Here is a 19,737-nt window from a genome sequence, read left to right on the forward strand (position 1 = left end):
GCCGCCGAACAATGGTCGATCGGGCGTCGCCTCCGGACGAAAGCTCAGCCTTTGAAAGCTCAAGCTTGCGCGTTCAATGCCGGCCGCGACCCGCCCGTAGCCCAATCGAGAAGCTCAATCGTGTGTACGACCGGAACTGACGTGCCACTGGCAATCTGCACCATGCAGCCGATATTGCCCGCGGCAATCATGTCCGGCTTGACGCTCGCGATGTTGGCGACCTTGCGATCGCGCAACCGACCCGCAAGCTCGGGCTGGAGAATGTTGTAGGTCCCCGCCGAGCCGCAACACAAATGGCTCTCGGGTACATCTTTCACCACGAATCCATTCTTGGAAAGCAATTCTTTCGGAAGGCCTGTGATTTTCTGCCCGTGCTGCAACGAACACGCGGAGTGATAGGCGACGACGATGTTGTCCTGTCTCGCAGTCGTCGCGAGTTCGAGGCCGGCGACGTATTCGGTGATGTCCTTGGCGAGCGCCGACACCTTCGCCGCATCGGCCGCGAACGCGGTGTCCTCGCGCAGCAGATAGCCGTAGTCCTTGATGACCGTACCGCAGCCGGAGGTCGTCACCAGGATGGCATCGAGCCCCTCGCCGGCCGCTTCCTTCCCCCACGCCGCGACGTTGGCGCGAGCTCGCGCCAACGCATCCTGGTCGTTGCCGAGGTGATGAGTCAGCGCGCCGCAGCACTGCTCGTCCCGGACCAGGACAACCTCGATGCCATGGCGGGTGAGGAGACTGATGGCAGCCTGGTTGATGCGCGGCGCCAGCACCTGCTGGGCGCAGCCCTGGAGCAGCGCCACTCGTCCGCGCTTCTTGCCGAGCGCCGCGAACACGCTGCCCGCGGCAGGCCCTGCCGGCGGCAGCCGGTTCGGGGCCAGCGCCAGCATCGCCTTGATGCGCTGGATCAATCCGGGCGTCGCCGAAGGCCGGGGCGTCGGCAGCAAGACACTCAGCGGACGGGCCAGCCGCGCCAACCACATGCTGACGCGAAAGCGCTGCGGGTCCGGCAGGACGAAGGCCAGCACCTGACGCAGCAGCCGCTCGGCCAGCGGCCGCTGATAGCGCTGCTCGATCCGGACCCGGGCCTGGTCGACGAGGTGCATGTAGTTCACGCCCGAGGGGCAGGTCGTCATGCAGGCAAGGCACGACAGGCAGCGGTCGATATGCTTGACCACCTCGGCCGTCGGCGCCTGGTCCTTCTCCAGCATCTCCTTGATCAGGTAGATGCGGCCGCGCGGACTATCGAGCTCGTCGCCGAGCAGCACATAGGTCGGACAGGTTGCGGTGCAGAAGCCGCAATGGACGCAGGCACGCAGGATCTTGTCGGCTTCCGCGATGTCGGGGTCAGCGAGCTGCGCGAGTGAGAATTCGGTCTTCATTCAGCCAGCGCTCCGCGTGAGCCGCCCCCGGTTGAGAATGGTCTTCGGATCGAAGCTGGCGCGCACCCGCTCGCTCAGCGCGGCAATGCCCGGCGCCTGTGGATGGAACACATCGACATCGCGCCTGACCTCCTCGGCCGCCCGGATCAGCGTGGCGTGCCCACCGACCGCGTTCGCTCGCGCACGCACGACAGGGGCGTGCGCGTCCGGCTTCGGCGGCAATGCCGCCCAGATCAACCCGCCGCCCCAATCGTAGATCAAATCGCCGCCGGTCTCGCGCGCCAATTGAGTGCCGAGTGCCGCGCCCGAGGCCGGCGGACAGACGATACGCCACACCGGCCAGGCGCCGAGCGCGCCGCCGGCCGCGAACGGCAGCACGTCGCGGATCGCGGCCCACAGCGCGGCAGATGCCGCATCCTCGATCAGCGTCGCGGTTCCAAACGGCGCCAGCAATTCGCGCAGCGAGCCGGCGCGGTGCGCGGCAGATGCGGTGATGCCCTCGAGCCGCAGCAGGGTCAGCGCCTCGCCCTGGCCCACGATGTCACCCAGCCCGTCGGTCCTGGCCCGGAATGCCGATTTCGGCAGGTGCGCCGCACCGGACACGTCGAAGGGCGAGCCGAGCGCCGCGGTCATGGCCTTGTTGGCGACGGCATCATCTAACCCTCGCAGCAGCAGCGTCCGCTCAGCCTCCGGCTTCGGCATCACCTTCAGCGTGACCTCGGTCATCACCGACAGCGTACCCCAGGACCCCGCGAGCAGCTTGCAGAGATCGTAGCCGGTGACGTTCTTCACCACCCTGCCGCCGGTCTTGAAGCTGTCGCCGAAACCGGAAACGGCATGCGCGCCGAGCAGGTGATCGCGGGCGCCGCCCGCCCTGATCCGCCGTGGCCCGGCGAGCCCGGCCGCGATCATGCCGCCGATGGTGCCCGATACCGGCGTGCCCAGCAGCGGCGCGGTGTTGACAGGCTCGAAGGCGAATTGCTGGTTCTTGGCATCGATCAGCGCCAGCACATCGGCAAGCGGCGCCCCTGCCTGGAGCGTCACGATCAGCTCATTGGGCTCGTATGAGGTGACGGCATTGAGCGCAGAGACGTCGAGCACCGCATTGGTCGCCATCGCGTGGCCGATGCCGCGCTTACCGCCATGACCGATGATCTCGAGCGGCTGCTCATTGGCAATCGCCGCGCGCACCACCTCTTCGACGTCTTTGGCGTCTCTGACCTTCAGCGTATCCACGACTGTGCCGGTATCGAAGTTCACAAGGGAAAGCAATTCGTTCGTCGCGGATCTAGAACCGCGGAATATCCGGGAACGCCAGCTTGCCGGCATGCACATGCATGCGGCCAAGCTCGGCGCAGCGGTGCAGGGTCGGAAACACTTTTCCGGGATTGAGCAGGCCCTGCGCGTCGAAGGCGCATTTCAACCGCTGCTGCTGGTTGAGGTCGATCTCGCTGAACATGTCGGGCATCAGATCGCGCTTCTCGATGCCGACGCCGTGCTCGCCGGTGAGCACGCCGCCGAACTCGACGCAGGCGCGCAGGATGTCGGCGCCGAAGGCTTCGGCGCGCTCGATCTCGCCGGGCTTGTTGGCATCGTAGAGGATCAAGGGGTGCAGATTGCCGTCGCCGGCGTGGAACACGTTGGCGCAGCCGAGCTGGTATTTTTCCGAGAGCTCGCGGATGCGGGCGAGCGCCTTCGGCAGCGCGCCGCGGGGGATCGTGCCGTCCATGCAGAGATAATCCGGCGAGATCCGGCCGACGGCCGGAAACGCGGCCTTGCGGCCGGCCCAGAACAGGTTGCGCTCGGCCTCCGAGGTCGAGATCTGGCAGGTGGTCGAGCCGCAGGCATTGGCGATGGCCTCGACGCGCGTGATCAGCTCGTCGACCTCGATCTTGGGACCGTCGAGCTCGATGATGAGCAGCGCTTCGACATCGAGCGGGTAGCCGGCATGGACGAAGGCCTCCGCAGCGTGGATCGCGGGCTTGTCCATCATCTCCATGCCGCCGGGGATGATACCGGCACCGATGATGCGCGCCACGCACTCGCCCGCCGCCTCGACTTGCGCAAAGCCCACCATCAGCGCGCGCGCCGTCTCCGGCTTCTGCAGGATCCGTACCGTGATCTCCGTGATGACGCCGAGCAGGCCTTCGGAACCGGTGATGACGCCCATGAGGTCATAGCCGGCGTTCTCGGCGGACTTGCCGCCGATGCGCAGGATCTCGCCGCTCATCAGCACGATCTCGCAACCGAGCACGTTGTTGGTGGTCATGCCGTATTTCAGGCAATGCACTCCGCCGGAATTCTCGGCAACATTGCCGCCGATCGAGCAGGCGATCTGCGAGGACGGATCGGGCGCGTAGTAGAAGCCGGCATGCGCGACCGCCTGGCTGATGGCGAGATTGGTGACGCCGGGCTCGGTGACGACGACGCGATTGTCGAAATCGATCTCGCGGATGCGCTTGAACTTGCCAAGGCCGAGCAGCACGCCGTCTTCGAGCGGCAGCGCGCCGCCGGACAGCGAGGTGCCGGAGCCGCGCGGCACCACCTTGATGCCCTGCGCCGCACAATATTTCAGGATGAGCGAGACCTGCTCGGTCGTATCGGGCAGCACCACGACCATCGGCGGCTGCCGATAGGCGGTCAGCCCGTCGGATTCGTAGGCGCGCATCTCGGCGGGCGTATCGATCACGCCCTCGCCCGGCACGATTGCCCGCAACGCAGCAATGATCTCCGCGCGGCGCGCAAGCACCGCCTGGTCGCTCGCGGGCATCATGATGGCCATGACATATCCTTCCGGCTCGCGCCGCATGATCCAATTTGTCGCGGCAAATCAACCACGTCCGCGCCTGTTTGGGTAGGCCATCCGAAAGTCGGATCGACGATCCGAGGCGAGTTCGCTCTGGGACAAGTAGGAAATCGTGAAACCTGTCATGGTTTGGTGGCTTGTCCAAGCCGAGCAGGCCTGCCAAAAGCGGCGGGTCGGCGATTGTCGATCAGGCAAGAGACTGACCAGACCCACCAGGGAAGAGACGAAGAGCACCCGATGACAAAACTGACTTTTGGCGCACTGACGATCCTCACCATGATTGCCACCGCACCCGCCGCGATGGCGCAGGATGTCGCGGCCGGCAAGACATCGTTCAACAAGTGCCTGGCCTGCCACGCGATCGGCGAAGGCGCCAAGAACAAGGTCGGCCCCGAGCTCAACGGCCTCAACGGCCGCAAGTCGGGCACGGTTGAGGGCTATAGCTACTCGGACGCGAACAAGAATTCCGGCATCACCTGGGACGAGGCCGTGTTCAAGGAATACATCAAGGACCCCAAGGCCAAGATCCCCGGCACCAAGATGGCGTTCGCCGGCATCAAGAACGAGACCGAGATCAACAATCTCTGGTCCTACGTCTCCCAGTTCGACAAGGACGGGAAGATCAAGCAGTAAGCGCGCAAACGGCGACCGCTAGAGCTTCGGTTCTGATTGAATCAGAACCGAAGCTGTCGCTCTTTGCTTTGACGCGTTTTCTTCACGCGAACCGGCATCCACTTCGCTCGAAAACGCTCTAATCGGCGGCCGCCTGCGCCGGGATGATCTTGCCGATCATCGTCTCGATCTCCGCCTTCACGAGATCCGGCACCGCGTTCTGCACCATGTGGCCGAGATCGGGCAGCACGATCAGCTTTGCATTCGGCACCGCCGCGGCGAACGGGCGCGCGTGGATGCTGGTTTTCACCGTCTTGTCGGGCTCGCCGGCGACGATCGTGACCGGCGCCTTTATCTCGCCATAGCGCGCAACTTGCGCGGCGACGGATTCCTTCAGCGTCACCAGATCATAGGCATTGGCGATGAACTCGCGGGGACGCAGCAATAGCGGCGTCGCGGAGTGCTTGACGAAGCCGTCCGGCATGACTTGCGGCAGGAAGACGTTGCGCGCGCCGGATTCAGCCAGGACATAGCCGAGCGGCAGCGTGATCGTGTAGGCGAGCAGCGGACCGATCACGGGCGTTGCGATGATCTCGTTGTAACGGCCGACACCGCCGCGCCAGGGATGAGTGACGGGGGCGAGCATCACGAGACCGGCAACGCGGTGCGGGTGATCGAGCGCGATCCGCGCACCGAGGGCGCCGCTCCAGGAATGCACCACGAAGACCGCGCGATCGATCCCGAGCTCATGAAGCGCCTCATCGATCATCCGCGCCTGGATCTGCGGCGTCGAATCCTGCCGCCGACCGCGCGTGCTCCAGCCGTGGCCGGGGCGGTCGATCAGAATCACGCGACGATCCCCGGCGAGGATGTCACCGAGTGGCCGTCGCATCGCTTCGAGATTGGAGCTCGCGCCGTGCAGCATCACGATCGGAGGACCGGAATGGCGAGGGCCGATATCGACGACATGAAGCGTCGCGCCATCGACCTCGATCATCCGGCCCTGCGGCGGAAAGGCGCGTTGCACGGCGACGATTCCCACCTGCGTGACCAGCACCAGTAGAACCAGCGCCGTCACGACTGACATCACGATCATGGAGAGAATCCGGGTGATCCTGGGCACTGGGCAGTTACGGGTCTGATCGGCGGCAGTTTCGCCGCCGGCTTTCCGCGCTTCCACCGAAAATGCCGGGGGCTGTGGATATGTGCATAATTTCAGAACAAAAAAGCTCAATGGAATCAATAATAATCCGAGAGAGGACGCAAGCCCCGGCACAGCTTCATGCAGGCGTCATCGCGGCTTCCATATAATCGCCATGGTCGGTTCCGCCATCTAGGCGCGGGTGGGCGCCGATCCTCTCGCAACGTCGGGCGATGCGGGAAAGACCGGCAGGATTTGTCCTGGTTTGAACCGGAGAATTTTCAATGAGCTTCAGATCGAACGACACTGCGATCGACGAAATCGTCGCGAGCTGCAACGGCGACCTGCGCGGTGCCGTGCGGGCGCTGCTCCTGATCAACGAACATCTCGAGGCCGAGCTTGCAAAGGCTTACGCCGCAGCCGCCGACCGCAGCCTCGTCGAGCGCGGTAGCAGCGTCCTGCATTGACGCGCGGCTAGTTCGTACCGTCCTCCTCCTTTTCCTCCTCGGGCGTGATTACGGGACAGGCGCGGATCGTCGAACGGGCAAGCTTGGCATCGGCCCTGGACTTGTAGGGACCGTCGCCGAACCAGATGTCGCCGATGATGACCGGATTGCTGGTCACGATATTGCATTTTCCGGTGGCGCGGTTGCCGACCACCCAGAACGATCCGTCGGCGAAGCTCACCGTCCCCGACGCGAGCAGCAAGACAGCTGCGACCACCAAACGCTTCATGGCTTTCGCTCCTGCCATGCAGGTAGGCCTGCAACAGGCCCCGCAATAGTCCTCGCGGTGCAACGCTTCGGATCGTGGTTAATCCGGGCACGCCGCAACCACTCAAGAAATGATCGAGTTATAGCTAGATGTCGCGACCTTCGACCTTCTCGGTCAGCGCCTTGACCTGATCGGGGATCTTTTCGAGGTGCGGATTGACGGCGAGCGCCTTGCGATAGGCGTCGAGCGCGCGCTTCTCGTCCCCGACCTCCTGCATGATCATGCCGAGGCCGGCGAGCGCGCCGAAATGGCGCGGCTCGCGGATCAGCACTTGCTGGATGTCCGCGAGCGATCGGCCATAGTCGTTCTGCATGTAGTAGAGCGTCGCACGCCGGTTCCAGGCCTCGATGTAATCGGGCCTGAGCTTGATGATCGAATCCAGGAGCTTGATCGCGACGTCGATCTTCTTCGCGTCGACCGCGGTCTTGGCGCGTGACATCAGAAGCGCGGCGGTGTCGCTCGGGGTCTGGAGCCAGATCGCCCAGATCCGCGCCTCGACATGCTTGGCGCTGGTCTCGTCGGGCGCCGCCTTCAGCGCGCCGAACAGGAAATCGAGATTCTTGCTGCGATCGACCTTGGGCAGCTTGGCCGGCGCTTCCGGCAGCTTCTTCTGCTTGCCGGGTGGCTCGACCTGCTGGGCCAAGGCCGGAGCCAAGCCGGCGGTTCCCAGCACAAGGGCCAGACACAAGGTACGCGCGAGGTGGAATCTGACTGCCATGGTGAAAGTCTAAACGCGCAAAGCCGCCCTTGCAAAGCAAAGGCGGCGTCAAACTCGTGTGAGACCGTGGTCTTGCGGGGCGCGCGAGGGCGCCCGGCAGGGCGAGATCAGCCCTGGCGAGCCTTGAAGCGGCGCTGCACCTTGTTGATCACATAGACCCGGCCCTTGCGGCGGACCAGGCGGTTGGCGCGATGGCGACCGCGCAGCGATTTCAGCGAGTTACGGACCTTCATGGCAGAATCCTGAACGTTCGAAAGGCCGTGTTCGGCACTACCGTTTCGGCACGCGCGAATGTGGCAAAATGAGATTTTTCCCGCCAGCGGACCGACCGCCCGGGACGGGGCGGTTCTTAAGGCATGGGTGGAGGTGATGTCAATGTTAACTGCCCGGTTCCGAACCGGCAAAATCGTGAAAACAACCCCATGCACAGTAGAAGCGGCCGGATCGGCCCGATTTTCTCGCAACGACTTCAAGGGCCTCCAACGCGCCTTGCCAAATTCGTTATATCATATAATCAATTCGGCAACCTGTCGGGAGGACACCCATGCCGAAGCTGAAGCTGCCCAATATCGACGATGTCGTCGCCATCGACATCCACACCCATGCCGAGGAGCCCTGCGGCTGCCATCCCGACGACGGCTATGACGACTTCCAGGCGCAGATGGCGGAATACTTCAAGTCGCCGAACAAGCATCCGCCGACGGTGCCGGAGACCGCGGCCTATTACCGCTCCAAGAACATCGCCGCGGTGATCTTCCCGGTCGACGCCGAGCGCGAGACCGGCTTCCGCCGCTACAACAATTACGAGATGCTGGAGGTTGCCTCCGAGCATCTCGACGTCCTCATCCCGTTCGTCTCGATCGATCCGCACAAGGGCAAGCTGGGCGCGCGCGAAGCACGCAAGCTGATCGAGGAATACGGCGTGCGCGGCTTCAAATTCCACCCGACCATGCAGGGCTTCTACGCCAACGACCGCATGGCCTATCCGCTCTACGAAGAGATCAACAATGGCGGCGCGATCGCGCTGTTCCACACCGGCCAGACCGGCGTCGGCTCCGGTATGCCCGGCGGCATGGGGATGCGGCTGAAATATTCCAATCCGATGTACATGGATGACGTCGCGGCCGATTTCCCCGACCTCAAGATCATCCTCGCGCATCCCTCCTTCCCCTGGCAGGAAGAGGCGCTCTCGGTCGCGACCCACAAGCCGAACGTCTATATCGACCTGTCGGGCTGGTCGCCGAAGTATTTCCCGCCGATCCTGGTGCGCTACATCAACTCGATTCTGCAGGACAAGATGCTGTTCGGCTCGGACTGGCCGGTGATCACGCCGGACCGCTGGCTGTCGGATTTCGCCAAGATCGAGATCCGCGACGAGATCCGGCCGAAGGTGCTGAAGGCGAACGCGCGCAAGCTGCTGGGGATCTAGGCGTTCTTATTGATCGGCGGAGCCGCTTGCAGCGACTCCGCCGCGGTCATTGCGAGTCTCAAGCGCGAATCCCGATCGCTGGACGAAAAGGCGGATCGCCGGTGGGCGATGGAATTGCAGCGTAATGATCGAAGCGCATCGTGTAGGTCGCCTGCCCCTGGCTCATCAAGCCTAGACTGTTCGTATAGCCAAGCATGGTCATGAGCGGCAGGATCGCGTCGATCGCGACAGTGTCGTCTTGGACGTTCGTGACGCCAACCTGCCCACGCCGCAATCGCAAATCGTGGGCGATGGCTTCTGCAAAGGCTGCCGGTGTCACCACCTCGACCTTCATGATCGGTTCGAGCAGAACCGGCTTTGCCATGTTCAGGGCCTCGCGAAAGGCTGTTCTCGTAGCGACCTCGAAGGCAAGTACCGATGAGTCGACATCGTGATACTTGGCATCGATCAGTTCGACCCCGACATCGATCACTGGAAAGCCCGCAACGACGCCGCAAGCGAGGACGTCCTTCAGACCTTTTTCGACGCCAGGGAGATACTCCCTCGGTAGCACGCTCTCGTCGATCTTTGACTCGAAGTGAAAGCCCTTCCCGGAATCGATGGGTCCAACAGCGAGCTTGACGGCGGCAAAGTCGCCTTTCGCGCCGTAGATCTTCTTGTGCGTGTAAGCCACCTCTGCCCGTGTGGTTGGACGCTCCAGAAATGCGACCTGCATTGCGCCCACATTGACAGCAATCCGATCGGCCCGATTGAGCACATCGACCTTGCCTGCGAGATGACTTTCACTCACGCCCTTCAGCACAATCTGACCCGACGTGGGATCGAGCGACACCATGAACGAGTGATCCTCGGCGGCGAGCCTAGCGAGCGCCGTCACGAGCTTCTCATGCTCCGCCCGAGATGCCGCCTCGATGGCGACCTCGACCAGCAATGGTTGCCTGATGACATCATCCTGCATTGATGGGTCTCAAACCTGCGCTCCGGAGTCGCTTTCTACTCTATCATAGAGGTCGTCATGCCCGGGCTTGTCCCGCCCGCGCGGCCGAAGCTGCTGCTTCGGCGAGGCGAAGGCCCGGGCATCCACATTCTATATGCTGCGTGGAAAGGCGTGGATGGCCGGGACAAGCCCGGCCATGACGCGTCTCCAACCAGTGCCCGTCCCTGGTTTCGACGAAGAGCCAGTCAGGCTCTTCATCAGCCAGATGTCTTCGCCGGCTGTGGCGGCATCCAGCATCGCTCGGGCCGTCGCGGATTTGTCGTAAAGATCCTGCAGCGCAGTGAGGATGTCGGCTTTTTCCGTGGGGACGTTGGCTCCGTCTTCGACAGACGTCGAGAACGCTAGGCCGTAGGGCTCGATGCCGTTGACGGTTGCGGGCATACCGTCCAAACCCGTCGCATTGCCCAGATCGTCTGCGTCCGGGCCATAGAATTTTATCCTGATCTTGACGTCAGACCAAGCCATGGCAAATCCCCCCTTAGTTGATCTTATTTCTTGAGCTCCGAGCGCCAGTATTCCGATCGCTTGGCCATCCAGTCCCGATATGTCTCACCGTTGACTGGAAATCCGACGAGCCGGTGTTTTCCATCAGCCGGATCGAAATACATGGCGGCGATGTAGTCGCGCGCGAGCTGGTCCGGCGTGAGTGGATAGATCATCTCGCGGTCCCATTCGCCAAAGTAGACGTCATACGTCTTGCCGACGGATGCGTTGCCGCTTCGCACCTCCAGTACCTGCAACCGGACAAAGCTCTTGTCGCGAGAGTGCTGCTTCGGTGGAATCCCTGACTGATCCCGTCCTCCCAACCAGACCGGACTGGCGAGCGGACGCACTCTGACGATGGCAGTTTCTTGCACGCCATTTGGGATATGTGCCGGGTCGAAATCGGTCGGCAGCGCGTCGAGAAAATATGCGAGAGGAGGCTGGGAGTTTGCCACCATCTGAAGCAAGCCTTCCTGATGCGGAATGTCGGAGCTTGACGGATCTCGGTCACAGCACGGCCCCAAGCACGCTATCGCCGCCGCGCGACACGCCTGTCCGCAAGATTTCGCTTCGGTGACAGATGCGAGGAAAAACAGAGCGAAGAACGCGCAGGCCCGATGTCGCCATGTACTGTGTGCAGCCGATCTCAAGCCTATTCGGCAACCATTTGCCATAAAGAACCCGCTCGTGAGGTGCGCGTCGAATGCTACTCGCGATGTCGTCGCGCAACAGGAATCAATAGACAAGACCGATCGCGCACCGTCAAGCAAAGATTGTATGATTGCAATTTTAACGTTGTGCGCGAATTGTGTTGACGCGCGAGCTGCAAACGAGCTTTGGACTTGCGAATGCTCTGGCCGACGAAATCCCTCGCCCGATCCGTACGCGGCGCATGCGCCTCCTGAAAATCTTCTGCAGGAACACCACAAGGGGCAAGGACAACTTGTCGCACTGATCGAAGCTTGAAGTGAGATGCCTCTGAGCACGGGAGGATGACGACTTCTTGAAGGCGGTTCCGCAAAGCTCAAGCAAGCCGCAGTGCTTCGAGGGCTTCGGTCGCATGATCGAAGCCCTCTCGATTCAAGGCCTCAGACCTGTGCCAAGCCGCCGTCGACGAAGACCTCGCCGCCGGTCATGTAGCTGCTGTCCGAGGACGCCAGGAACGCGGCCACCGCCCCGGTCTCGCTGGGGTCGCCCACGCGCCCGATGGGCGTGGCGCTGCCGAGTGCGTCGAATGCTTCCTCGCCCACGACTTCCAGCGCCAATTCCGTCTTGGTCGGGCCCGGCGACAGCACATTGACGCGGATGCCCGTGCCGCGCAGGTCCAGCGCCCAGCTCCGCGCCAGATTGCGGATCGCGGCCTTGGTCGCGCTGTAGATGCTGAATTGCGGCGTCCCCATCACGCCCGTGCTCGAGCCGGTCAGGATGATCGACGATCCCTTCCGCATCAGCGGCAGGGCCTTCTGCACGGTGAATACCAATCCCTTCACATTGACGTCGAAGATCTGATCGTAGTGCTCGACCGTGATCTGGCCGAGCGGCGCAAATGCCCCGGTCCCGGCATTGGCGAACAGGACGTCGACGTTGCCGCGTTCGGCTTTCACCGTCGCATACAGTCGGTCGAGGTCGGACAAATCGGTGACCGATCCCCTGACTGCGCGCGCCGAGGACCCCAGCTGCGCAACGGCGGCATCGAGCGGCTCCTGCCGCCGCCCGAACAGATAGACGAACGCGCCTTCGTCGACGAACCGTTTTGCCGCTCCAAACCCGATGCCAGTTCCACCGCCCGTCACCACCGCCGTCTTGCCTTGTAGTCTGCTCATGATGTGCTCCTTCATTGAGGTTGCACTGAGCTGGCGGCCTACCCACCTATCGACAAGTATGCACCTTTTGGTAAGTACCCAAAAAATGTCGTCAGATCGTTCAGACCCCATCTCCCCGCCGGCGCCGGTTCAAGCAGACGTCCAGCGCTGCACGCCAAATTTGCCCGGCTTCACCTGCGGCCTGGATGCGACCCTGCGGGTCGTCGCCGGCAAGTGGAAGCCGCTGATCCTCTACTTCGTCGCCCAGGACGGCCCGACCCGCTATGGCGAGCTCCGACGATCCGTGCGCGATGTCAGTGACAAGGTGCTGATCCAGCAGCTCAAGGAGCTGGAGGCCGACGGTCTCGTGAAGCGGACCGACTACAAGGAGGTGCCGCCGCGGGTGGACTATAGCCTCACGCCTTTGGGCCGCAGCCTCGCCGAGGCGCTCGTGCCGCTCTGCACATGGGGCACGGAGCACATGGCAGAGGTCAGCCGGGTCTTCGCCGAGCGGGAGGGTTGGACGCGGCGAGGACACCCGCCGACCGTCTAGCTCGCGCTGCTCCTTGTCCGAGGTCTGCTCCGCCCCTGATTGCAGCGCGTTGGCGCCACTCGCCCTGAGTCCGGCGTGGGCCAATTCCAGACCAGACTGGGCTTACCGATCTAGGCCGCTTTCTGGCGCATCGAATACCATGGGTATTCTCACCTCTACGGCCCAATGATTTTTCTCATCGTGGCTCTTTGCATTGACCGAGGTGTCAGGCGGTTCGAGAGGGCGACCATCTTGTTCGCCAGACCCGCCACCACCGTCGCCCTTCCTTTTGAGAGCGCCGCGATACCGCTCGCGGCGACCGGACGCGGCTTCATCGTGAGAAGACGCAGCAAGGACGAGGCAGTGGCGCCGGCCGCCGCGTCGAAACCAGTCGCGGTATGCCCGGGACAGAGGCTGGTCACGACGACGCCATGCGGGCGAAGTTCGTCATGCAGCGCCTCGCCGAAAGCGAGCACATAAGCCTTGGTCGCCGCATAGGCCGCGTAGCTGGGAACGGCCTGGAAGCCCAGGAGGCTGGCGACGAGAAGGATGTGTCCAGATCGCCGCGCGGCCATGTCACGGCCGAACAGGTAGGTCAGCTCCGTGAGCGCCGTGATGTTGAGCTGGATCATATCTACGGTGCGCTCGATCGCGGTTTCCAGAAAGTCACCGTGCAAGCCGTATCCGGCATTATTCACCAAGATATCGATCGGCGCAGACTTCGCGTCGAGACTGCGTTTCAGGCGGTCGGCCGCGCCGGGCGAGGCAAGATCGATCGCCTCGACCAAGACATCCACCCTGTATTTGCGGCGAAGATCGGCGGCGAGTTTTTCCATCGGCTCCAGCCTACGCGCCGCCAGCACGAGATTGACCTTCTGCGCCGCCAGCAGGTCTGCAAATTCAAGGCCTAGGCCGCTCGACGCCCCTGTGATCAGAGCCCGCTTGCCGGCAAAGCTTTTCACTCCTTCGAGGGCTTTCGACATCATTCTCTCCGTCATCTATTTGGTGAATTGGCAAAGCAGGACAGCCCAAAGGCTTTCGTCACCGATGTCCGGCGCTCGTGTCGGCCTGCTTGTCCGTCCAACGCCGGAATAGAGCGCTGGCATTCCCGCGCGAGTGCTTCGCCGGCGAATACGCCCTCATCTCTGGTCCCGCTGATCGGCCAAAGACGCCCCCTCCACCGAGCCGGGCGTCTCCCCTGCTAATCGCTATCAGCATGCCGGATTGCGCGCCGTGACGATCCACGTCGCGCTGTCGATCATCACCGACCGCTCGCCGGGGCGGCCCGCGAAGGCGGCACGAACCGCGGCCGAGGCGCGGGCGCGGATGTCGTCGGGCTGATCAGCGAGCACGCGCGACAGCGGGCCGACCTCGAACGTCATCTTCACCGCGTCGTCGATCGCCGCGTCCCGCGTCGCGCCCTCGCCAAGCGGGACGGAAGCATCGAAGGGCGCGATAGCAATATCGGTGAAGCCGGCCGCCGTCAGGATCCGACCCACCCGCCCCGGGTCGCCGAACGAGAATGGACCGGGCGCCTCGGGATCGGGCAGCGCCGTCGGCGGGACGATGCCTTTGATCGCGCCCATCGGCAGGCGTACCCAATCGTTCTCGGCCGCGTCACGCCAGCAGACGAAAACGACCCGCCCGCCCGGCTTGAGCGCGCGGCGCATATGGGCGAACGCCCCTGTCGGATCGTCGAAGAACATCACCCCGAAACGCGAGAACAGGATGTCGAACGCCCCCTCGGGCAGCTCGGCGCTGCTGGCGTCGGCCACCCGGAACAGGGCCGGCGTATCCTGTGGCGCAAGCGCGCGCGCTCGGGCGATCAGCGGTTCGGATATGTCCACGCCCAGCACTTGGCCCCCCGCGCCGACGCGGGCGGCCAAAGCCAGACTCGAGGCGCCCGCGCCGCAGCCGACGTCCAGCACGCGCTCGCCCGCCGCGGGCGCGGCGGCTTCGATCGCGGCCTGGCCGAACACCGCCGCTATGGCGTCGAGCCGGGCCTGGTGGGCGACCCAGCGCTCCCCGCTTTGGCCATTCCAGTCGGCGACCTGATGGGCACTGTGCTGTGCCATGACATATCCTTGTTTTGATTCGTTCATAACTAAGCTGTCCGATGCCAAGCGCGCTTCGTCTCCAGCGATCCCGCCTTCACCAGCGATAAGGCGCCAGACCTGCGTGTGATCGTCTCATGCGTCGAGATCGGTGCCGCCTAAAGCGCGATGCGATTAGGATGAATCGCCATCGCGCTTCAGGTTATTGTTTGAGCATGATCTTTTCGGAAAACCGCTGCGCACTTTTCCGGATCATGCTTTAGCGCCCGACTTCGAAGGACAACCGCGCCCGCGGCAACCGGAGAAGGGAATCTGTGCTCTCAAACCAGCATCGACTGCTGGGCGAAGATACCCGCCATCGCGCCCTGCGATGATGCCTGGGTGACCGAGGGCAAGAAGGGCGTGGTGAGGTCGCCGGCGGCGTAGATGCCGGGCATGCTGGTTTGGCGGCGCTCGTCGACCTTGAGGGTGATACCGACGGGCGTAGCCACGGTGGCAAGGCCCAGTGATTCGTGCAGGCTTGCGGACGGCTTGTTGCGCGGATTGGCGAACAGGATGTCGACTGCGACTTTGCGGCCGGTATCGAGATTGACGGTGGCGATATGGCCCTTGTGATGGGCGATCTCGACGATCCGGCCATCGACGACAGGTATGTTGCGGCGCGCCAGATCGGCCTGGATATCGGGCGGAATGTCGTGACCATCGGCGAAGAGCGTCAACTTGTCGGTCCAATCGTGGAACAGCCTGACCTGATTGTGCGACTGCGGGCTGGACCAGACGAGGCCCCAATGCTGGCCGGCGACTTCAAAGCCGTCGCAATACGGGCACGGCACGATGGACGTGCCCCAGCTTTCGGCGTAGCCCGGAACATCAGGCATCTGGTCGGCGACGCCGTAGCTCAGGATCACACGACGCGCCCGAAGGCTTTCGCCATCGGAAGTGAGGACGTTGAAATCGTCGATGGCGCCGGAGACGCTGTCGGCCCGGGCACTGACCAGCTTGATCGCGGGATAACGCGCCAACTGCCGTCGCGCCTCGGCCAGGATGTCCAGCGGCGGCTTGTGATCGTGGCCGAGCAGTCCATGCGAGTGGCCGGCGAAGCGGTTGCGCGGCAGACCGGTATCGAGAACGGTGACCTTGCGGCGGGCACGGCCGAGCTGCAGGGCGCCGGCGAGACCGGCAAAGCTGCCGCCAATGATGATGACGTCATCCATGGTGATGGGCTCCGTTGGAGGACAGGTTGCAACCTACCCGGCTTGCACATTTCAGATACTTCATGGTATCATAATTCAAGAATTAGAATACTGTCAAGTACTGGAATTATCGTGACCGAAAACAGCCGGGGCCGGCGCGGCCGGCCCGCCAACGAGGCGCTTGGCCAAACGATCGTCGACGCCGCGCGCGAACTCTTTGTGGAATTGGGTTTTCAAGCGACGACATTGGACAAGGTCGCCCAGCGGGCGAAGATATCCAAGCTCAGCATCTATCGGCACTTCGAGAACAAGGAGGCGCTGTTCAGCGCGGCCATGGCGGCCGGCTGCCATCAGTTGTTTGCACCCCAGGCCCTTCTTGAAGGCGTCGACGGTTCGGTCGAAGATCAGCTCATGGCGGTGGGATCATTACTGCTTCGCACGCTGTTGAGATCAGACGTCCGCAGTGTCGAAGCCATGGTCATGGCCGACAAGACGAGTCAAAACTCGTTAAGCAAGCTCCATTTCGAAGCCGGCCCCGCCTATGTCATCGCCCAAATCGAGGCCCTGTTGCGTCAGTTGCACGCGAAGGCGGTTCTGAACGTGCCCGATCCTCTCCGGTCCGCCCGCTTGTTTGCCGCGCTTTTCAAGGGATCCGATCTCCTGATGATCGCACGCTTCGATCAGGCGAGAGCAGAGGACGACAGGGAAATCGAATCCTATTGCCGGTCGGCCGTCGCCATGTTCATCGCCGCGCACGGTGGCAACGACCACGTGGGCGGATATTTGCCTGCCTCAAGGTCAAAAGACAAAATTTGAATCGTGCGTGACCGAGTTGGCCAGCAGGTCAAGGCAGGCCAGCCGATCATGAAAATTGACGAGTCGGCCGCACGGTCCGACTAACGTCCGCTCCGGGTCACAAGCCGCCGATCACACTTGCAGTGGCAGACGTCCGCTTTGCTCTGGTAAGCTGACGATTGTGCGCACTCCCCCAAACGGGGTTCTTGTGACCACAACGGCCCGGAAGGACAGCCAATGACCCTCAAAGCCGTCGTCTTCGACGCCTACGGAACGCTCTACGACATCCAGTCGGTCGCTGACATCACCGAGGATGCGTTTCCGGGCTATGGCGAGATCATCACGCAGGTCTGGCGCATCAAGCAGCTCGAATACACCTGGCTGCGCTCGCTGATGCGGCGCTACCAGGATTTTGCCGTCGTCACGCGCGATTCGCTCGCCTATACGCTGCGTGTGCTCGGTCTTGCCTATGAAAGCGAGGCGTTCGAGCGCGTGATCGAGAAATATCTGCATCTCGATCTCTATCCGGATGCGACCGCAACGCTTGCGGCCCTGAGGCCGCGCAAGCTCGCCATCCTCTCCAACGGCAGCCCGGACATGCTCAACGCGCTCGTGCGCAATTCGGGCCTCGACGGCCTGCTCGATGCCACCATCAGCGTCGACGCGAAGAAGATCTTCAAGCCGAGCCCGCAAGTATACGAGCTGATCCGCGAAGTTCTCGGCACGGAGCCGAACGAGGTCCTGTTTGTCTCCTCCAATCCCTGGGACGCCGCCGGAGCGAAATCGTTCGGATTGAAGGTTGCCTGGATCGAGCGGGTGACGCCGGAAGCCATGGCGCTGGCTTGCGTCGAGAACGAACTCGTGGCACCGCTCACCATGTTCAAGGCGATCCGTACCCAGATGGACGAGCTTGGCTTTGCGCCGGATCACCGCGTCCGTGCGCTGTCCGAGCTGCCAATGATTGCTTAGGCATCGCCGCCCGCCCGTGAGACTGGAATGAGCCTGGAATCCGTTCGCGCCTTCTTCGCCGAGAAAGCCCCCGACATCTCAGTCATCGAATCCCCGATCAGCTCCGCGACCGTGACGCTGGCGGCCGAAGCCTATGGCGTCGAGCCGGGGCGGATCGCCAAGACGCTGTCGTTGCGGATCGGCGAGCGCGTGATCCTGATCATCGCCGCGGGCACCTCGCGCATGGACAACAAGAAGGTGAAGGCGCAGTTCGGCGGCAAGCCGAAGATGCTGGGGCTGGAGGAGGTCGCCGACATCACCGGACACGAGGTCGGCGGCGTCTGCCCGTTCGGCCTGAAGTCGCCGCTGCCGGTCTATTGCGACGTGTCACTGAAGGCGTTCGACGTGGTGGTGCCAGCTGCGGGCTCGACCCACAGCGCGGTGCGCATCACGCCAGATCGTATGGCCGCGCTGACCGCGGCTGAATGGGTCGATGTCTGCGAGCACCACCCCTAGCCAATTCTAATCGTCCTCGTCATAACGCGGCCGCGGTGCAGGCGGCGGAGCATTGTAGCGCGGCGGCGGCGCGACACGATTGCGAGGAACCTGCTGCTGCGACTGAGCCTGGTTGTTGGATTGGAACACGGCACGGCAGCCGCTGGAAAGCTGTGGCGTGTTCTGCTGCAGGCACGCCACGATGCGGTTCACATCCGGAATCTGGTCGCTGCACAACCGCCACACGTCCGGTGTGCAGGCCATCTGCTGTTCCATCGTGCCGCGATATTCCTGCGCGGACGCAGCGCTCTGCGCGACGATGCCCCCGACCGCGAGCGCCACACCCAGCGCAATCCGCTCTGTTCGCATGTCCCGATCCTTCTCGATTCCCTCGAATTCTCACCAATCAATGAGACGCGGGCAGGTTCTGGACCAACAAAAAAATGTGAAGAAGCGGCTGGAACCTACTCCACCTTGCCGATCTTTTTCACCGCCGCGATCAGACGCGCGCTGTCGGCCGCGATGAATTGCGCGAAGGCCGGCGCGTCCTGATAGGCGACGAGACTGCCCGAGGTCTCGAACGCCTTGAGGACATCAGGACTCGTCATCACCTGCGCCATCGCCTCGCGCAGGCGGGTCGCGATCGGCGCAGGAAGAGAGCTCTGCGCAAAGAGCCCGGCCCAGATGTACATCTCGACGTCCTTGTAGCCGAGCTCCTGGAAGGTCGGCACATCCGGGAAGCTCGCGATGCGTTGCGCGCCGCAATTGCCGAGCACGCGCAGCTTGCCGTCGTCGACCTGCGGCTTCAGAGTGCCGGGTGCGGCGGCGATCGCCTGCACGGTGCCGCCGAGGATCGCGGTCAGCGCGGGACCTGCACCGCGGAACGGCACGTGCAGCAGCTTGATGCCGGCGCTGTTTGCGAACATCTCCATCGCCACATGCAGCGTGCCGTACGGCCCGGACGAGCCATAGGTGATCTGGCCCGGCCGCCTCTTCGCATCCTCGACGAAATCCTGTGCGGTCTTCCAGGGCGCCGAGGCCGGCACCGCGAGCAGCGTAGGATCTGCCAGCACGCGCGCGATCGGCATGAACTGCGAGACTTCGTAGGCAACGGGACGGTCGAACAGCCGGTCGGCCTCGGGGAGCACCGCGAGCGAGGACAGCGTCATCAGCAGCGTGTAGCCGTCGGGCTCGGCGCGCGCCGCGGCGGCATTGCCGACCGATCCGCCGCCGCCTCCGGCGCGGTTGTCGACGATGACCGGCTTGCCGAGGATCCGCTCCAGCGCCATCGCGACCGGCCGCGCCGCGAGGTCGGCCTGGCCGCCGGCCGGAAACGGCACGATCATGGTGATGTTGCGCACCGGATAGGTTTGCGCGAAGGCCTTGTCCGGCCAAGCAGCCCGCAACACCGGCAATGCCGCAGCGGCGCGCAAGAGATCGCGTCGATCCATGGTGGTGCCTCCCCCCTGATCTTCTTTGTTTCACCGGCCAGCCTAACGTGGCGACCGGCAAGAACAAGTCGTTTACGAAGCATTAGCCATGTCCGAGCCGGCCTGGAACGCATGCCCAGAGCTGC

The 19,737-nt window shown here is 63.4% G+C and carries 23 protein-coding genes; 7 read left to right on the forward strand and 16 right to left on the reverse strand.

All coding sequences use genetic code 11. The features are described 5' to 3' along the window. Positions 1-59: 59 nt before the first annotated feature. Genes glcF through CVM73_RS22725 form a run of 3 tightly spaced genes read right to left on the reverse strand, consistent with a single transcriptional unit; the run spans position 60 to position 4,164 of the window. Positions 60-1,382 (reverse strand): glycolate oxidase subunit GlcF, encoded by a 1,323-nt coding sequence (glcF, locus tag CVM73_RS22715; protein WP_100234089.1) that lies wholly within the window; start codon positions 1,380-1,382, stop codon positions 60-62. Further along, positions 1,383-2,618: an FAD-binding protein gene (locus CVM73_RS22720; RefSeq protein ID WP_100234167.1), complete on the reverse strand. Its 1,236-nt coding sequence runs from the start codon at positions 2,616-2,618 to the stop codon at positions 1,383-1,385. 52 nt (positions 2,619-2,670) lie between these two features. Further along, on the reverse strand, positions 2,671-4,164 hold the full coding sequence (locus CVM73_RS22725; RefSeq protein ID WP_100234168.1) for an FAD-linked oxidase C-terminal domain-containing protein: 1,494 nt from the start codon (positions 4,162-4,164) through the stop codon (positions 2,671-2,673). A 261-nt stretch (positions 4,165-4,425) separates the two neighbouring features. On the opposite strand from CVM73_RS22725, the gene cycA reads away from it, so the two are divergent. Further along, a complete protein-coding gene (gene cycA, locus CVM73_RS22730) occupies positions 4,426-4,821 on the forward strand; it encodes a cytochrome c-550 CycA (RefSeq protein WP_100234090.1) in 396 nt (131 codons plus the stop codon). 118 nt (positions 4,822-4,939) lie between these two features. Here cycA and CVM73_RS22735 read toward each other — a convergent pair whose 3' ends face one another. Further along, positions 4,940-5,896 carry an alpha/beta fold hydrolase gene (locus CVM73_RS22735; RefSeq protein WP_167406996.1) on the reverse strand — a complete coding sequence of 319 codons (957 nt, stop codon included), beginning with the start codon at positions 5,894-5,896 and terminating at the stop codon, positions 4,940-4,942. A gap of 329 nt (positions 5,897-6,225) precedes the next feature. On the opposite strand from CVM73_RS22735, the gene CVM73_RS22740 reads away from it, so the two are divergent. Further along, positions 6,226-6,408, forward strand: coding sequence for a hypothetical protein (locus tag CVM73_RS22740; RefSeq protein ID WP_100234091.1), 183 nt, complete (start codon positions 6,226-6,228; stop codon positions 6,406-6,408). A gap of 7 nt (positions 6,409-6,415) precedes the next feature. Here the strand turns inward: CVM73_RS22740 and CVM73_RS22745 are convergent, their stop codons facing one another. The 3 genes from CVM73_RS22745 to ykgO form a co-directional block, all read right to left on the reverse strand. Beyond that, positions 6,416-6,676: a hypothetical protein gene (locus tag CVM73_RS22745; RefSeq protein WP_100234170.1), complete on the reverse strand. Its 261-nt coding sequence runs from the start codon at positions 6,674-6,676 to the stop codon at positions 6,416-6,418. Between the two features lie 124 nt (positions 6,677-6,800). Further along, positions 6,801-7,433 (reverse strand): tetratricopeptide repeat protein, encoded by a 633-nt coding sequence (locus CVM73_RS22750; protein ID WP_100234092.1) that lies wholly within the window; start codon positions 7,431-7,433, stop codon positions 6,801-6,803. Between the two features lie 107 nt (positions 7,434-7,540). After that, the gene (gene ykgO, locus CVM73_RS22755) at positions 7,541-7,666 is read right to left on the reverse strand and encodes a type B 50S ribosomal protein L36 (protein ID WP_006611362.1); all 126 of its coding nucleotides are present in this window, start codon (positions 7,664-7,666) and stop codon (positions 7,541-7,543) included. A gap of 311 nt (positions 7,667-7,977) precedes the next feature. Between ykgO and CVM73_RS22760 the strand changes: the two genes are divergently transcribed. Next, entirely contained in the window at positions 7,978-8,862 is an 885-nt protein-coding gene (locus tag CVM73_RS22760; protein ID WP_100234093.1) for an amidohydrolase family protein, read from the forward strand. A 58-nt stretch (positions 8,863-8,920) separates the two neighbouring features. Here the strand turns inward: CVM73_RS22760 and CVM73_RS22765 are convergent, their stop codons facing one another. From CVM73_RS22765 to CVM73_RS22780, 4 genes are all read right to left on the reverse strand, one after another. Next, the gene (locus CVM73_RS22765; RefSeq protein ID WP_100234094.1) at positions 8,921-9,820 is read right to left on the reverse strand and encodes a translation factor GTPase family protein; all 900 of its coding nucleotides are present in this window, start codon (positions 9,818-9,820) and stop codon (positions 8,921-8,923) included. A gap of 129 nt (positions 9,821-9,949) precedes the next feature. After that, positions 9,950-10,324, reverse strand: coding sequence for a hypothetical protein (locus tag CVM73_RS39785; RefSeq protein ID WP_158237599.1), 375 nt, complete (start codon positions 10,322-10,324; stop codon positions 9,950-9,952). Between the two features lie 23 nt (positions 10,325-10,347). Beyond that, positions 10,348-10,800, reverse strand: coding sequence for a hypothetical protein (locus CVM73_RS39310; RefSeq protein WP_158237600.1), 453 nt, complete (start codon positions 10,798-10,800; stop codon positions 10,348-10,350). 630 nt (positions 10,801-11,430) lie between these two features. Then, on the reverse strand, positions 11,431-12,165 hold the full coding sequence (locus tag CVM73_RS22780; protein ID WP_100234171.1) for an SDR family NAD(P)-dependent oxidoreductase: 735 nt from the start codon (positions 12,163-12,165) through the stop codon (positions 11,431-11,433). A 160-nt stretch (positions 12,166-12,325) separates the two neighbouring features. Here CVM73_RS22780 and CVM73_RS22785 point away from each other — a divergent pair, with 160 nt between their 5' ends. Beyond that, positions 12,326-12,697, forward strand: coding sequence for a winged helix-turn-helix transcriptional regulator (locus CVM73_RS22785; RefSeq protein ID WP_100234097.1), 372 nt, complete (start codon positions 12,326-12,328; stop codon positions 12,695-12,697). Positions 12,698-12,852: 155 nt separating this feature from the next. Here the strand turns inward: CVM73_RS22785 and CVM73_RS22790 are convergent, their stop codons facing one another. From CVM73_RS22790 to CVM73_RS22805, 3 genes are all read right to left on the reverse strand, one after another. Continuing rightward, the gene (locus tag CVM73_RS22790; protein WP_245452409.1) at positions 12,853-13,659 is read right to left on the reverse strand and encodes an SDR family NAD(P)-dependent oxidoreductase; all 807 of its coding nucleotides are present in this window, start codon (positions 13,657-13,659) and stop codon (positions 12,853-12,855) included. 228 nt (positions 13,660-13,887) lie between these two features. Next, on the reverse strand, positions 13,888-14,751 hold the full coding sequence (locus tag CVM73_RS22795) for a class I SAM-dependent methyltransferase (protein WP_100234099.1): 864 nt from the start codon (positions 14,749-14,751) through the stop codon (positions 13,888-13,890). Positions 14,752-15,050: 299 nt separating this feature from the next. Further along, positions 15,051-15,944 (reverse strand): NAD(P)/FAD-dependent oxidoreductase, encoded by an 894-nt coding sequence (locus CVM73_RS22805; RefSeq protein WP_100234100.1) that lies wholly within the window; start codon positions 15,942-15,944, stop codon positions 15,051-15,053. Positions 15,945-16,055: 111 nt separating this feature from the next. Here CVM73_RS22805 and CVM73_RS22810 point away from each other — a divergent pair, with 111 nt between their 5' ends. The 3 genes from CVM73_RS22810 to CVM73_RS22820 all read left to right on the forward strand — a co-directional run bounded on the left by CVM73_RS22810 (position 16,056) and on the right by CVM73_RS22820 (position 18,182). Further along, on the forward strand, positions 16,056-16,739 hold the full coding sequence (locus CVM73_RS22810; protein ID WP_100234101.1) for a TetR/AcrR family transcriptional regulator: 684 nt from the start codon (positions 16,056-16,058) through the stop codon (positions 16,737-16,739). A gap of 216 nt (positions 16,740-16,955) precedes the next feature. Continuing rightward, positions 16,956-17,687: a haloacid dehalogenase type II gene (locus CVM73_RS22815; protein ID WP_100234102.1), complete on the forward strand. Its 732-nt coding sequence runs from the start codon at positions 16,956-16,958 to the stop codon at positions 17,685-17,687. Between the two features lie 27 nt (positions 17,688-17,714). Further along, on the forward strand, positions 17,715-18,182 hold the full coding sequence (locus CVM73_RS22820; RefSeq protein ID WP_100234103.1) for a YbaK/EbsC family protein: 468 nt from the start codon (positions 17,715-17,717) through the stop codon (positions 18,180-18,182). Between the two features lie 6 nt (positions 18,183-18,188). Here CVM73_RS22820 and CVM73_RS22825 read toward each other — a convergent pair whose 3' ends face one another. Together CVM73_RS22825 and CVM73_RS22830 are read right to left on the reverse strand one after the other, a co-directional pair. Beyond that, positions 18,189-18,530 (reverse strand): hypothetical protein, encoded by a 342-nt coding sequence (locus CVM73_RS22825; RefSeq protein ID WP_100234104.1) that lies wholly within the window; start codon positions 18,528-18,530, stop codon positions 18,189-18,191. Positions 18,531-18,625: 95 nt separating this feature from the next. Continuing rightward, positions 18,626-19,612 carry a tripartite tricarboxylate transporter substrate binding protein gene (locus CVM73_RS22830; protein WP_100234105.1) on the reverse strand — a complete coding sequence of 329 codons (987 nt, stop codon included), beginning with the start codon at positions 19,610-19,612 and terminating at the stop codon, positions 18,626-18,628. Positions 19,613-19,737 lie beyond the last annotated feature (125 nt).

The organism is Bradyrhizobium forestalis (genome assembly GCF_002795245.1).
In the GTDB taxonomy this organism is placed as follows: domain Bacteria; phylum Pseudomonadota; class Alphaproteobacteria; order Rhizobiales; family Xanthobacteraceae; genus Bradyrhizobium; species Bradyrhizobium forestalis.